This window comes from Pseudomonas sp. TWR1-1-4, from assembly GCF_049897165.1.
In the GTDB taxonomy this organism is placed as follows: Bacteria; Pseudomonadota; Gammaproteobacteria; order Pseudomonadales; family Pseudomonadaceae; genus Aquipseudomonas; species Aquipseudomonas canadensis.
On sequence record NZ_JAFCVS010000002.1, the window covers coordinates 478,506 to 492,173 of the forward strand.

General features: G+C 60.1%; 10 protein-coding genes. 6 read left to right on the forward strand and 4 right to left on the reverse strand.

Annotated features, from left to right (window positions below):
* The first annotated feature begins 12 nt into the window (after window positions 1-12).
* Complete coding sequence (gene efeB, locus ACP7C6_RS06820) at window positions 13-1,311, forward strand: iron uptake transporter deferrochelatase/peroxidase subunit (RefSeq protein WP_028616057.1); 1,299 nt, start codon at window positions 13-15, stop codon at window positions 1,309-1,311.
* Between the two features lie 26 nt (window positions 1,312-1,337).
* Window positions 1,338-2,156: an iron uptake system protein EfeO gene (gene efeO, locus ACP7C6_RS06825; RefSeq protein WP_028616056.1), complete on the forward strand. Its 819-nt coding sequence runs from the start codon at window positions 1,338-1,340 to the stop codon at window positions 2,154-2,156.
* A gap of 44 nt (window positions 2,157-2,200) precedes the next feature.
* Here efeO and ACP7C6_RS06830 read toward each other — a convergent pair whose 3' ends face one another.
* Both ACP7C6_RS06830 and pssA read right to left on the reverse strand, forming a co-directional pair.
* The gene (locus ACP7C6_RS06830; protein WP_426108469.1) at window positions 2,201-5,659 is read right to left on the reverse strand and encodes a hypothetical protein; all 3,459 of its coding nucleotides are present in this window, start codon (window positions 5,657-5,659) and stop codon (window positions 2,201-2,203) included.
* 385 nt (window positions 5,660-6,044) lie between these two features.
* Window positions 6,045-7,388, reverse strand: a complete 1,344-nt coding sequence (gene pssA / locus ACP7C6_RS06835; RefSeq protein ID WP_311892212.1) for a CDP-diacylglycerol--serine O-phosphatidyltransferase — start codon at window positions 7,386-7,388, stop codon at window positions 6,045-6,047.
* A gap of 125 nt (window positions 7,389-7,513) precedes the next feature.
* On the opposite strand from pssA, the gene ACP7C6_RS06840 reads away from it, so the two are divergent.
* Window positions 7,514-8,077 (forward strand): TetR/AcrR family transcriptional regulator, encoded by a 564-nt coding sequence (locus tag ACP7C6_RS06840; protein ID WP_426108605.1) that lies wholly within the window; start codon window positions 7,514-7,516, stop codon window positions 8,075-8,077.
* 54 nt (window positions 8,078-8,131) lie between these two features.
* A complete protein-coding gene (locus ACP7C6_RS06845) occupies window positions 8,132-8,611 on the forward strand; it encodes a DUF1348 family protein (RefSeq protein ID WP_028616052.1) in 480 nt (159 codons plus the stop codon).
* A gap of 91 nt (window positions 8,612-8,702) precedes the next feature.
* On the opposite strand, the gene ACP7C6_RS06850 is transcribed toward ACP7C6_RS06845, so the two are convergent.
* Together ACP7C6_RS06850 and ACP7C6_RS06855 are read right to left on the reverse strand one after the other, a co-directional pair.
* Window positions 8,703-9,860: a PQQ-dependent sugar dehydrogenase gene (locus tag ACP7C6_RS06850; RefSeq protein WP_426108470.1), complete on the reverse strand. Its 1,158-nt coding sequence runs from the start codon at window positions 9,858-9,860 to the stop codon at window positions 8,703-8,705.
* 12 nt (window positions 9,861-9,872) lie between these two features.
* Window positions 9,873-10,187 (reverse strand): hypothetical protein, encoded by a 315-nt coding sequence (locus ACP7C6_RS06855; protein ID WP_426108471.1) that lies wholly within the window; start codon window positions 10,185-10,187, stop codon window positions 9,873-9,875.
* Between the two features lie 184 nt (window positions 10,188-10,371).
* Here ACP7C6_RS06855 and ACP7C6_RS06860 point away from each other — a divergent pair, with 184 nt between their 5' ends.
* Window positions 10,372-11,202 carry a Ku protein gene (locus ACP7C6_RS06860; RefSeq protein ID WP_028616049.1) on the forward strand — a complete coding sequence of 277 codons (831 nt, stop codon included), beginning with the start codon at window positions 10,372-10,374 and terminating at the stop codon, window positions 11,200-11,202.
* A 3-nt stretch (window positions 11,203-11,205) separates the two neighbouring features.
* The gene (gene ligD / locus ACP7C6_RS06865) at window positions 11,206-13,665 is read left to right on the forward strand and encodes a DNA ligase D (protein ID WP_426108472.1); all 2,460 of its coding nucleotides are present in this window, start codon (window positions 11,206-11,208) and stop codon (window positions 13,663-13,665) included.
* Window positions 13,666-13,668: the final 3 nt, after the last annotated feature.

Sequence of the window (13,668 nt, forward strand, 5' to 3'; positions counted from 1 at the left end):
ACGACCGCAAACATGAGTGATTCAGAACAATTTGACCTTACTCGCCGCCGTGTCCTGCTGGGCATGGCCGCCACCGGCGCCGCCATTGCCGGCAGCACCCTGACCTGCCCGGCCATGGCCGCCGAACAAGTCACCACCGCACCGCGCAGCGACAAGACCCAGGACCACCACGATTTTTTTGGCAAGCACCAGAGCGGTATCGTCACGCCGCGCCCAGCCTGCGGCATGCTCGTGGCGTTCGACGTACTGGCCAGTGATCGTGAAGACCTGGAGCGCCTGTTCCGCACCTTGAACGAACGCATCGCCTTCCTGATGACCGGCGGCACCGTGCCGCAAGTCGACCCGAAACTGCCGCCGACCGACTCCGGCATCCTCGGCCCGGTGGTCACGCCGGACAACCTGACCATTACCGTGTCCGTCGGAGAATCACTGTTCGATGAGCGCTTCGGCCTCACCGCAGTCAAGCCCAAGCGCCTGAGCCGCATGGTTGGCTTCCCCAACGATGCACTGGAACCGGCGCAGTGCCACGGCGACCTGAGCCTGCAATTCAGCTCCAACACGCCGGACACCAATATCCACGCCCTGCGCGACATCGTGAAGAATCTTCCGGACTTGCTGCTGGTGCGCTGGAAGCAGGAAGGCAGCGTGCCGCCCCAGGCACCGAGCAAACCCGGCGAGCCTGCGCAAAGCGCGCGCAACTTCCTGGGTTTTCGTGACGGTTCGGCCAACCCGAACTCCAACGATGCCAAGGCCATGGACCAGATTGTGTGGGTACAACCGGGCAGCGACGAACCGGCCTGGGCGGCCAACGGCAGTTATCAGGCCGTGCGCATCATCCGCAACTTCGTCGAGCGCTGGGACCGTACCCCGCTGCAAGAACAGGAGAGCATCATCGGCCGCATCAAGCCGACCGGTGCGCCCATGGACGGCGACAAAGAGACCCAGGTGCCCGACTACAGCAAGGACCCCGAAGGCAAAGTGACCAAGCTCGATGCCCACATCCGCCTGGCCAACCCGCGCACCCCGCAGACTCAGGCCAACCTGATCCTGCGCCGGCCGTTCAACTACTCCAACGGCGTCAACAAAAACGGTCAGCTGGACATGGGGCTGTTGTTCATCTGCTACCAGGCTGACCTGGAGAAAGGCTTTATCAGCGTGCAAACCCGGCTCAATGGCGAGCCCCTGGAGGAATACCTAAAGCCAGTCGGTGGCGGGTACTTCTTCACCTTGCCGGGCGTCACGGGGCCGAAGGATTTCATCGGGCGCACGCTGCTGACTGCAACGCACCCTCAAACCACTGCCCAGACCTAAAACAAACCCAGAGCGGAAATCGTCCCATGAAAAAGTCGTCTATCGCGTTGTCGTTATTGCTGACCCTTTCGCCGCTGGCAGCCTTCGCCGCTACCGCGCCGCTGGACCTGGTAGGGCCGGTGTCGGACTACAAAATCTACGTCACCGAAGAAATCGGCGAGCTGGTCACCCAGACCCAGGCCTTCACTGACGCCATCAACAAAGGCGACCTGGCCACCGCCAAGAAGCTCTACGCACCGACCCGCGTGCACTATGAGTCCATCGAGCCGATCGCCGAGCTGTTCAGCGACCTTGATGCGTCCATCGACTCCCGCGTCGACGACCATGAAAAAGGCGTGACCGCCGAAGACTTCACCGGCTTCCACCGTATCGAATACGCGCTGTTCTCGCAGAACACCACCAAGGGCCTGGAAGCGCTGACCGCCAAGCTCAACACCGACGTCAACGACCTCAAGACCCGCGTCGATGGTCTGACCTTCCCGCCTGAGAAAGTCGTGGGCGGTGCCGCAGCATTGCTGGAAGAAGTCGCCGCCACCAAGATCTCCGGCGAAGAAGACCGCTACAGCCACACCGACCTGTATGACTTCCAGGGCAATATCGACGGCGCGAAGAAAATCGTCGACCTGTTCCGTGGCCAGATCGAGAAGCAAGACAAGGCCTTCCTGGCCAAGGTCGACAAGAACTTCGCCACCGTGGACAAGATCCTGGCCAAGTACAAGACCAAGGACGGTGGTTTCGAGACCTATGACAAGGTGAAGGACAATGACCGCAAGGCCTTGGTGGGGCCAGTCAATACCCTGGCTGAAGACCTGTCGACCCTGCGTGGCAAGCTAGGCCTGAACTGACCGTCGTAGCGCTCGCCCACGCTGGCGGGCGAGCGCTACGCGGCTCAAGCGCCCAGCCTGAAATCACGCAATGGCGTACCAAACGGTTGATTCGTTTTTGGATCGATCGCGTACCAATCGCCCCCGTGTCGTTGCGCCGACACCGGCACCCCCTGATACACACCGGACGAACCGGCCGACGCAGTCGGCGCTTTAGAGTCCCATGCGCCAGCAAGCCAGAAACTTCTCAACTTCTCCTCGACGGTTATCAGATGAGGAGCCGCGTTGCCAAGCCTCGTCGCACCACTGGCCAGCAACGGTAGTTTGATCAAGCCTTTGAGCGCAGAGTTGACCAGTTGCCCATATCCATCCGCCGGGTTCATGGCTGCACTGGTGAAAAGCGCCGACGCCTTGATGAAGTTGAATGCCCGATCACCGAAGCTCTCCACGGGTTTAGCCCAGGCGACTTTTGGCGCGAGGGGATGCACTACGCTGCCCAGCTTTCGAAGGGCGCCACCCAGCGGGTTGTGCGTGATTGATCTGCCCGCGCGTATCAACGCCCGTGCCCGACCTCCCGCGCCCAGGGCCAGCCCGACCAGGTCCAGCCCCAGGTTGAACAATCCCTTGCCGATATTGCCGGTGGCAAACTCCTGGTAGGCGCCCACAAATGGCACCAGCCCGAGCAAAATTGCTTTTTCAGCCCCCAGCGCCTCGCGTTGCTTTTCCAGGGGCAAACTCCCTTTGGCCCGGGCAAGCATGGCGTCATCGGCCTCATAGAAATTGAGCTCGGCAATACGCGACGCAATACTGTGTATCTTCGACGATGCATAAGTGCCAGGTACGTAGGTTTCCAGTGCCTCACCGGCCGCAAGTGAACGGCCAGCGATAGGCCCACCGAGTTTTCCAACAATGACTTTGGACGTGCTACCAGGCTTCGCTTCAGTGCCTTTAGCGTAGGCTTCATAGTCCACGCCCAGGCTGAATCCGCCCGTAAACGCGGTCACATAAATGCCACTCAAGCCCATAGGGTTGGATTTGCCACCCGAGGCATCGCCCAATTTGAGTTGTTTTGGCAGATTGGTGCGCTTGACGATCGTGCCGTTCGCAAACACTTCGTAATAATTCACCTTGCCATCCAGTTCGGCGCGCAACAGCGTACCTTGCCGACCCCGAGTCGCAGCCCGATCTGCGGCTGTCTCCGTGGCCGGGGGCAACCCGGTTTCCCCGCGTATGCCGTACAACTGGACCGTCCCCAGCTCCAACATTTGGCGATCCTCCAATGAAAGTTCGGAGAACATCAGCTTGAGCCGCGTGGTATAGACGGTCTGGAGCGATTGTCGGTGCTCATTGACCGCTGTTTGCAGCAGGGTGTCCAGCATCGGCAACTTGCGGATTCGTGCATCCAACGCATCGCGTTTCTCTTGGGGCGCTATGACTTCATGGCTCCGCTGATAGGGAGAAGTCCGGGGACGAACCGCAGTTTGCGGCATATCGTGGGTCAGCACCCACTTACCCGTCGTCAAGTCGCCGGTCATGTACGTTTCAACCAGAGAACGCGTACGCGGCTCGGAGACGCGCATGTTCCGCAGTACATCACTGTCGGCGATCACTACCTTCATCGCTTCCAACTGGCTGGCCGTGAAATCTGGAAATACCTTTAGCAACTCCTGGATTGCCATGGCTTTGCGATCCGGCATCGCCGTCACCGCGCTCAAGGCGGTGTTAACCTCTTCGCGCTGTTTGAAAAACGCTTCGCTGGCGGTCTTGAGCGCCTCTGGAGGGTGTTCCCCGTCAATCAGCGCTGGAATGACCCCGTTGAGCACCGCCCAATCCAGCAATAATTTCATCGCATGCAGTTGCATCAATGACGCCTGCGCCTCGCTGGTAGGCGCCAGCGTGGTCAGCTCGCTGACGTGCTCTTCAGTCATTCCACGGGATGTCCCGGGCGCTATGCGATCCGCCATCGCAGCCCCTAGGCGTAGCTCCACCCATGCAGGCGTACCGACGCGGATGGATGGAGGTACATCCCTCACCAGAAACTCGGGAGCGGCCTGCGCCAGGCCGATGTGGGCCACCAGCACGGCGAGTTTTGGATCGAGCCCTTGTGTGTCTTGCAGGTGCTGTTCAACATCGCGGCGTACCGCGCTGAAGGAGCGCCCCATATTCGCGGGTTGATAAACATTGTAGCCAGCGATGAAGCCTGGCTTCGCGGGTGCCTCGGCGTCCGAGTGCAGTGCGAGCGCAGCGAGAACCAACTGTTGGCTCACCGCTTTGGGCAACGGCGAATCCATCCATATCAAGTCGCGTGCCAAGGATTCGCCAAAGGCCAAGGCGTCGCGTCCGTTCAGCAGTTTTTCCAGCTGCTCAGTAGGGTTGTCTCGCAATGCCTGCACGGATATTTCGCTGAGATCGTAAAAACCCTGAGGAACTTCGCCGCCAAAACGCTGGCTGGCGCTGGCCTTAAGGATGGCTTTATCGTCCGAAGTCAATTGGCCAGGCGACCACTCCCTTGCCATCAGCGCGGCATAATTTCCCAACGGCGGCACGGGGGGCAAGGTCGCGGTGCGTAACCACTGGACCACGTTGCGTGTCTCACCGGCGGTGCGCGGTGAACCCAACCCTTTGTGATCCAGGTACTGGCGGATATCGCAGTAAGGCGTGGAGTACAAGGCGTTCCCCCAGGTGTGGCTCAGGGTGACCAACGGGCGAAATTCCTGGTCAAGTTCGGCAACATGGGTGATGTACGCGGTGAGATCAATCCACTCCCCTGCCGGGGTCTTGTGCTCGAACCGCCCCTCGGACACACGAAACGGTTGGCCCGGCCATATCAGGTCTTTGATCAATGCCTGCACGGCCGGCGATTCACTGAAGCGTTTCAACCGGGCCTGTGCAAGCTCATCTCCCGCCGCCAGTGGCGTGCTCACCGACAACTGCGCCGGCTGGGTTGACCAGTCATAAGGAGTATCGTCAGGCAGGTCCTTGACGGCGCTGTCTAATTGGTCCGCCAGGAAGGCGCGCTCATCCAGATCACCAACGGATTGCCGGACGCGCTCAAGACTGACGCTGAGCTGCTGATACTGCTGCGCAGGCATCACCAGCCCGGAGGTACGCAAGGATGCCAACAACTCATCCCGGTCCTCTGTAAAGACGGGAAGTTGCAAGCCAAAGACCTGCAAGACCAAGGAATGGGGCACCCAGGATTCACCTGCCTGCAAGTAAGGAAGCCCCTCGTCGGCCGGGTCCAACACATCTTTGATGCTGCGCAGCCTCACGCTGGCCTGCCCCCATCCGGAGCTGTCCGTGGTGCTGAATGTTACGGCCGTACGGACACCGTCACGGTAGACATAACCGCTGATACTGTCGCGGTGCAGTGTCAAGGTAGACATTTGCAGACCTTTGCTGGCGAACCATGCCTGTAACTGCGGATGAGCCAGTACTTTTGCGTAAATGTCGAGTGCAGGCGCCAAGGAGCTGTCCGCCGGGGCTTCTACTGTGGAATAACCGCCCTCCATGGAGGCCAGCAAGCGTTTACCCAGCGCGGTATCTGCAGATGCCCGTCCAGAGTTAGCGGGAGGTGCGGCAGGCAAGGTCCAGCCGGGCGTAGAGTGTTGTTGCTCTACGCTGCCCGACTGACGCCGTAGACGTCGCCCGGGGGCCTCTGGTACGGGAGATTGAGGGCCTATCGCTTCCTCAGCAACGATGGTAGCGCCGGGATAAACAGGGATTTGGGCCGCAGGCACTCGGGTCAACGCAGGACTTGCCAACATGGGTATGTTCTCTCAATTGCACCTTAAAGGATGAAACCGTAAGTCCATGAACGGTTTAGAGAGAGTAAGAAATCCATCGGCAGCCTAGCCTCCAGACTTTTCCGGAACGATGAGAAAAACAGCTCAGAGGACTGTAGGAAGCTCATAGAATCCGGTACAACAGCCGCTCGATCCGCACCCGGCTGACCCGACGAAGAAACTTGCCGACCGCCTCTGGATAGTCCAGCAGCGTTTGCAGATCCTGGTACCCCTCGATACGCGTGGTATGCTGGAAAATCTGCGCCAGCTCGGTGCGTCGCGGCGCCAGCCACTCGCTCTTGGGATCATCGATCAACAAGGCGTTTTCCAGGTCGAGACGGAACGCGCGCGGGTTGAGGTTGTTGCCGGTAAGCAAGGTGTAGCGCTGGTCGACCCACATCCCCTTGAGGTGGTAAGTGTTATCGCCGTCGCGCCATAGGTGCAGGTTCAACTGGCCGCTGTCGATCATCGGCTGATGGCGCTTGGCAAAGCGGCGCAGGCTGATTTCGTAGAGGTAAGGCAGCGCCGCAATGACCTTGAACGGCTCGCTGGGCGGGATGTAGAAGTCGTTGGCGGTCTTGTCGCCGACGACGATGTCGATCTTCACCCCACGCGCCAGCGCGCGGTTGATTTCGCGGGTTACCGGCAGCGGCAGGTTGAAGTACGGGGTGCAGATAGTCAGCTGATGTTGGGCGCTGGCGATCAGTTCGAGAATCACGCGGTTCAGGGGGTTGTTCTTGCCGACCCCGAGCAAAGGGCTGACTGAGAGGTGACCATTGGGCAGTTGCCCGGCCGTGGTGTCGTAAGCCGCGTGTTTCAGGCGGCTGCGCAAATCGCCGATGTCGTTGCGCAGGCTGCGGGTGGTGGGCGGATTGGGCAGGTCCAGACGATTGACCGCCTTGGACGCCACCAGGCCGTGCTCAACCAGGTGCTGCATCGAGTCGGCGAGCGCTTTGCTGTGGATCAAGTGATAGCGGTCGAAGCGGTACTTGTCGAATTTGTGCAGGTACACGTTGTTCAGGCTGGCGCCGCTGTACAGCACTGTGTCGTCAATCACGAAGCCCTTGAGGTGCAACACACCGAACAACTCGCGGGTTTGCACCGGCACGCCATACACCGGCACTTCGCTGCTATGGCTTTGAGTCATCGCCTGGTACCAGGCGCTGTTGCCCGGCTGCTTGCCGGCACCGATCAAGCCGCGCTGGGCGCGCAACCAGTCGACCACCACCACGATGTCCAATTCCGGCCGCGCAGCCTTGGCGGCGTGCAGGGCGTCGTAGATCTCCTGCCCCGCTTCGTCCTGCTGCAAGTACAGTGCGACGATATAGATGCGCCGGGTGGCCTGGGCAATCTTCTCCAGCAGGCAACGACGATAGGCGTCGGCACCGGACAGCACCTCAAGGGCATCGGGAGTGAGGGGGAAACCGCGCAGTTTGGGCAACAGGGAGCGTTTGAAGAACGACGGCATAAGGCTCGCAATGGGTCGAATCCGAAGAGGCCCCGAGCTTACACCATGGGGGTGCTCAGGTCTCGCTGCGGCGCATGGAAAAATTTTAATTGACCAAGAAGAACGATCGTTCTACTGTTCTCGGCATGAACGACATGACCCGTAATGACACCCGCGACATTATCCTCGACGTCACTGAAAAGTTGATCTATCGCCATGGCATCGCCGCCACCGGCATGGACTTCCTGGTGAAAACCGCCGGCGTGTCGAGAAAAAGTATTTACCGCTACTTCGCCAATAAAGACGAGCTGGTGATTGCCGCGCTGCAACGTCGCGATGAACGCTGGATGCAGTGGCTGCGCACTGAAGTGGAACGCCGCGAAGATACCGGAGACCGCCTGCTGGCGCTGTTCAGCGCGCTCAAGGACTGGTTCGGCACTGCCGACTTCCGGGGCTGCGCGTTCATCAACACCAGTGGCGAAACCGGTGATCCGCACGACCCGGTGCGCCTGCTGGCCAAGGCGCACAAACAAAAACTGTTCGAGTACGCACTTGAACTGTGTCAAGCACATGGCACCCCCGATCCCGAGCGGCAGGCCGCGCAACTGCTGATCCTGATCGATGGCGCCATTACCGTTGCCCTGGTGATGGGCGATTCAACAGCTGCCGATAATGCGCAATGCATGGCGCAAACGTTATTGGGACTTTGAACCCGCAAGTAGGCGCAACTTCCGATACATCCTTATTCATTGAGGAACTGCCCAATGTCATCGACTGTAGAAACACGTCCGCCCCTGCCGCCGTTCACGCGCGCGTCGGCGATCGAGAAAGTCCGTCTGGCCGAAGACGGCTGGAACTCCCGTGATCCGCAGCGGGTGTCCCTGGCCTACACGCTGGACACAAAATGGCGTAACCGCGCCGAATTCGCGCATAACCGCGAAGAAGCCAAAGGTTTCCTCACCCGCAAATGGGCTAAGGAACTGGACTACCGCCTGATCAAGGAGTTGTGGGCATTCACCGATAACCGCATCGCGGTGCGTTATGCCTATGAGTGGCACGACGATTCGGGCAACTGGTTCCGTTCCTACGGCAATGAAAACTGGGAATTCGACGAGAACGGCTTGATGGCTAATCGTTTTGCCTGCATCAACGATCTGCCGATCAAGGAAAGCGAGCGCAAGTTCCACTGGCCGCTGGGTCGACGCCCGGATGATCATCCGGGGTTGTCTGAACTAGGCCTATGACCCCTCCCTTGTAGGAGCCCAGCTTGCCGGCGATGACGGTATCAAACTTGCCATCGCCGGCAAGCCGGGCGCCTACGGATTGTATGGAGCGTCAATCCTGGTTCAGGCCAAGTCGATATAACACGCCATCATCCTCGTCCGTCAGCACATACAAAAAGCCATCTGGCCCTTGCCGTACATCACGAATCCGCGCTTTCAATCCACCGAGCAAGCGCTCCTCGTGGATCACCTTGTCGCCATCAAACTGCAAGCGGATCAACTCCTGGCTGACCAGCGCACCGATAAACACGTTGTGCTGCCAGGGCTTGAAGCGATCCGCATCGTAAAACGCCATGCCACTGATACCCGGCGACTTTTCCCACACATGATGGGGCGGCACTGTGCCTTCCACCGTTTTGCCCTTGGCTTCGGGAATCGGTGTCAGGGAGTAGTTGATGCCGTGGGTTGCCAATGGCCAACCGTAGTTCTTGCCGCGCTCGATGATGTTGATCTCATCCCCTCCGCGCGGCCCGTGCTCGTTTTCCCAGATCGTGCCACTCCAAGGATTCAGCGCCAGCCCCTGAGGGTTACGCTGGCCATAGGACCATATCTCCGGGCGCACGCCTTGCTGACCGACGAAGGGGTTGTCATCCGGCACGCGGCCGTCCGGGTAGATGCGTACGACCTTGCCTTGCAACTTGTCCAGATCCTGGGCCGTCGGGCGATCGTTGTTTTCACCCAGGGTCACGAACAGGTAGCCATCGCGGTCGAACGCCAGGCGCGAGCCGAAGTGGTTACCGGTCGACAGCTTGGGCTCCTGGCGCAAGATCACCTTGAAGTCGGTCAAGCCAGTGAGGTCTGCCGCCAGGCGCCCACGGCCCACTGCTGTGCCGGCGGTACCGCCTTTGCCCCCGCCTTCCGCGTAGGACAGGTAGACCATGCGGTCCTCTTTGAAGTCCGGCGACAACACCACATCCAGCAGACCACCCTGCCCTTTGGCCCAGACTTCCGGCACGCCCTTCAGTGGCGCGGACAGCTTGCCGTCGGGGCTGACAAAGCGCAGGTGGCCAGGACGCTCGGTCACCAGGAAGCCTTGCTGGTCCGGCAAAAAGGCCACCGCCCATGGGTGGTCCAGGCCTTTGGCGATTGGCGTCGCAGTGATGCTCCCCTGTTCGCTGGGGAACTGCTGGACGTCGGCGGCGTAAATGGCTGTCAACGGCAGCAGCGTGGTGGCGCAAAGGGCGGCTAGCAGGCTTTTGCGTAGAAACATAAGGCGAGATCCTTACCGGCGATTGCCGTTGGCATCATAAGTGGGGGCTTTGGTTTCGGTGGCCGGGCGGCTGGGGGCAGCGTCGCGTTTTGGATAGCTGTTGCCGATGCCGCCGTTTTCCAGGGTCGGTGTGCGCGTGGTCGGCCCGGTCTGGATACCGCGAACGGCCGGCACATTCGGCTGGGTGCCCTGCATGCTGTTGGGATTGGCCCGGTGGATCGGGCCGTTGTTGCCGTTGTTGTTGCCGGGCAGGTTTTGCGCCTGGGCCACAGGCATAAGGGCCAGACCCAACAACAGCGCTGCTACGTGACGCGTACAACTGTTCATGACAAAGCCTCTCTGGGGCGAGGAGTACGAGCTTTCGATAACACGCTACGCCTTGGGTTCGGCTTTCGACACTAAATAGTTTCTCATCAGGTGTAACACGATCTGTCCGCGCATCTGCTTGGGGAAACTTTTCCCACATCATCCGAGTCACCAGAACACAGCCTCTTCGTAAGGAATCGCACCTATGCCACGGGCAATCTGGAAAGGCGCCATCAGCTTTGGCCTGGTGCATATCCCGGTCTCACTGGTTTCGGCCACCTCCTCTCAAGGCGTTGACTTTGACTGGCTGGACAAGCGCAGCATGGACCCGGTGGGTTACAAGCGCATCAACAAGACCACCGGTAAAGAAGTGACAAAGGACAACATCGTAAAAGGCGTTGCGTTCGAGAAAGGCCGCTATGTGGTGCTCAGCGAAGAAGAAATCCGCTCGGCCCACCCCAAATCGACCCAGACCATCGAGATCATCGCGTTTGTCGCCAGCGACCAGATCCCGTTGCAGAACATCGATACCCCCTACTTCCTCGCACCGGACAAGCGTGGCGGCAAGGTCTACGCATTGCTAAGGGAAACCCTTAGAAAAACCCGCAAGGTCGCCCTGGCCAATGTGGTGCTGCACACCAAGCAGCACCTGGCGGCGTTGATGCCCCTGGACTCGGCGCTGGTGCTGGTGATGCTGCGCTGGCCCGCCGAGGTGCGCAGCCTGGACGAACTGGAGCTGGGCAGTGACGTGACCAAACCGAGCCTGGCCAAGGGCGAATTGGACATGGCCAAGCGCCTGGTGGACGACATGAGCGCCGACTGGCAGCCGGACGACTACCGCGACAGCTTCCAGGAAAAAATCATGGCACTGGTGGCCAAGAAGGCCAAGGCCGGCAAGATCGAGGATGTGGAGACCAGGGACAGCGAAGAGCGCAAGTCCGCCGATGTGATCGACCTGACGGAACTGCTCAAGCGCAGCCTGGCCGGCAAACCCGCGAAGAAGCCTGCCACGAAAAAATCCACCAAGGCCTCCTGAGTCATGCCCAAGCCCCTCAGCGACTACAACCGCAAGCGTGATTTCGGCATTACCGGCGAACCCGCAGGCAACTCGCCCGCACGCAAGCGCAAAGCCTCGGCGCTGTCCTTCGTGATCCAGAAGCATGACGCACGCAACCTGCACTATGACTTTCGTCTGGAACTCGACGGCGTGCTGCTCAGTTGGGCCGTGCCCAAAGGGCCGAGCCTGGATCCCAGTCAGAAGCGTCTGGCCGTTCACGTCGAAGATCATCCCCTGAGCTACGGCGGCTTTGAAGGCAGCATTCCCGCCGGTCAATACGGCGCCGGTGACGTCATCGTGTGGGACCGTGGCATTTGGCAGCCCCATGACGAACCCCGCAAGGCCTACGCGGCCGGCAAGCTCAAATTCACCCTGGTAGGCGAGAAACTCTCCGGCGACTGGGCGCTGGTGCGTACCCGCTTGAAAGGCAGCGGCGACAAGGAACAATGGCTGCTGATCAAGGAAAAGGACCAGCAGGCGCGTGCGGCCGACGACTACGATATCGTCCAGGCCCAGCCGAACAGTGTGCTCAGCGATGCCTCGGTGGGTAAACCCAAGGCTCAGGCCAACGTCAGAAAAGCCGCCCTCCCCGAGCAATTCAATCCGCAATTGGCCACCCTGGTGGATCGCGCCCCCGAAGGTGATTGGCAATACGAGATCAAATTCGACGGCTACCGCATGCTCGCTCGCATTCACGAGGGTGAAGTGCGACTGTTTACCCGCAACGGACACGACTGGACCGACCGTCTGCCCCGCCAGGTCAAGGCCTTGCAGGCTCTGAAGCTCAAGGACAGTTGGCTGGATGGCGAGGTGGTCAGCCTCAATGGCGATGGCCTGCCGGACTTCCAGGCGCTGCAAAATGCGTTTGATATCGGCCGCAGTTTGGACATCGTTTACTACCTGTTCGACGCGCCCTTTCTCAATGGCCAGGACCAGCGCCAGACGCCGGTGGAGGATCGCCGCGCCGCCCTCAAAGTCGCGCTGGCCGCTAGCCGCAGCCAATTGCTGCGGTTTTCCGAGGCATTTACCGCGCATCATCGCGACATCTTTGAAAGCGCCTGCGACTTGGCCCTCGAAGGCGTGATCGGCAAGCGCCTGGGCAGTCCGTACGTATCCAGTCGCAATGCCGACTGGATCAAACTCAAATGCCGGTTGCGCCAGGAGTTTGTGATTGTCGGTTATACCCGCCCCCAAGGCTCACGCACGGGGTTCGGCGCGTTATTGCTGGCGGTAAATGATGAGACTGGCCTGGTGTACGCAGGCCGCGTAGGCACGGGTTTTGATCAAGCGTCGCTCAAGACTATTTATGCGCAACTCACACCGTTGGAGCGCAAGACATCGCCGCTTGAGAAACCGCTGACCAGCACCCAAGCACGTGGCGTGCATTGGGTAGCGCCCACGTTGGTCGGTGAGGTGCAGTTTGCCGAGTGGACACGCGAGGGCGTGGTCCGCCAAGCCGCGTTCGTCGGGCTGCGCACCGACAAACCCGCAGCGCAGATCGTGCATGAACAACCGCGAACGGCCAGATCCATGAAACCCGCCAAAAAGACCCGCGGTGATGTCAACATCACCCATCCAGACCGTGTGATCGACAAACAAAGTGGTACACAAAAACAGCAACTGGCGCAGTTCTACGACAGCATCAGCCAGTGGATTCTGCCCTTTTTACGCCACCGGCCGGTGTCCCTGCTGAGAGCGCCGGAGGGTATCGAGGGCGAGCAATTCTTCCAGAAACACTCGGAGCGCCTGGCCATCCCCAACATCAAGCAACTGGAACAGGCACTTGATCCCGGCCATGCGCGGCTGATGGAAATCGACAGCGTCGGCGCCCTGATAGGCTCGGTGCAAATGGGCGGCGTAGAGTTTCATACCTGGGGCGCCACCTCGGACAAGATCGAAACCCCGGACCTGTTTGTACTCGATCTCGACCCGGACCCGGCGTTGCCTTGGAAAACCATGCTCGAAGCCGCGCAACTGACCCTGTCGGTACTGGATGAGTTGGGACTGCAAGCATTCGTCAAGACCAGCGGCGGCAAAGGCCTGCACCTGATCGTGCCGTTGGCGCGCCGAGACAATTGGGACACCGTAAAAGCGTTCGCCAAGGCCATCGCCCAGTTCATGACCGAGCAATTGCCGGAACGCTTTACCGCGACATCGGGGCCCAAGAACCGGGTCGGCAAGATCTTTATCGATTACCTGCGCAATGCACGGGGAGCCAGCACCGTAGCCGCGTATTCCGTGCGAGCACGGCCAGGCTTGCCGGTGTCGGTGCCGATCAGTCGTGAGGAGTTGAAGGGGTTACGCGGTGCGCAGCAATGGACAGTCGCCAATCTGCAGCAGCGCTTGGACGCTTTGAAAACGGATCCCTGGGCGGGGTATGCCAATCGACAGAAGATCAGCAAAAAGATGTGGGACAAACTGGGCGCCCATCCACCGAAGTGAAAG

Excerpts from the sequence above, each read along its gene's own strand:
- efeB (WP_028616057.1), top strand. The coding sequence starts at position 13 with ATGAGTGATTCAGAACAATTTGACCTTACTCGCCGCCGTGTCCTGCTG.
- efeO (WP_028616056.1), top strand. The coding sequence starts at position 1,338 with ATGAAAAAGTCGTCTATCGCGTTGTCGTTATTGCTGACCCTTTCGCCG.
- pssA (WP_311892212.1), bottom strand. The coding sequence starts at position 7,388 with ATGCCGTCGTTCTTCAAACGCTCCCTGTTGCCCAAACTGCGCGGTTTC.
- ACP7C6_RS06840 (WP_426108605.1), top strand. The coding sequence starts at position 7,514 with ATGAACGACATGACCCGTAATGACACCCGCGACATTATCCTCGACGTC.
- ACP7C6_RS06845 (WP_028616052.1), top strand. The coding sequence starts at position 8,132 with ATGTCATCGACTGTAGAAACACGTCCGCCCCTGCCGCCGTTCACGCGC.
- ACP7C6_RS06850 (WP_426108470.1), bottom strand. The coding sequence starts at position 9,860 with ATGTTTCTACGCAAAAGCCTGCTAGCCGCCCTTTGCGCCACCACGCTG.
- ACP7C6_RS06855 (WP_426108471.1), bottom strand. The coding sequence starts at position 10,187 with ATGAACAGTTGTACGCGTCACGTAGCAGCGCTGTTGTTGGGTCTGGCC.
- ACP7C6_RS06860 (WP_028616049.1), top strand. The coding sequence starts at position 10,372 with ATGCCACGGGCAATCTGGAAAGGCGCCATCAGCTTTGGCCTGGTGCAT.
- ligD (WP_426108472.1), top strand. The coding sequence starts at position 11,206 with ATGCCCAAGCCCCTCAGCGACTACAACCGCAAGCGTGATTTCGGCATT.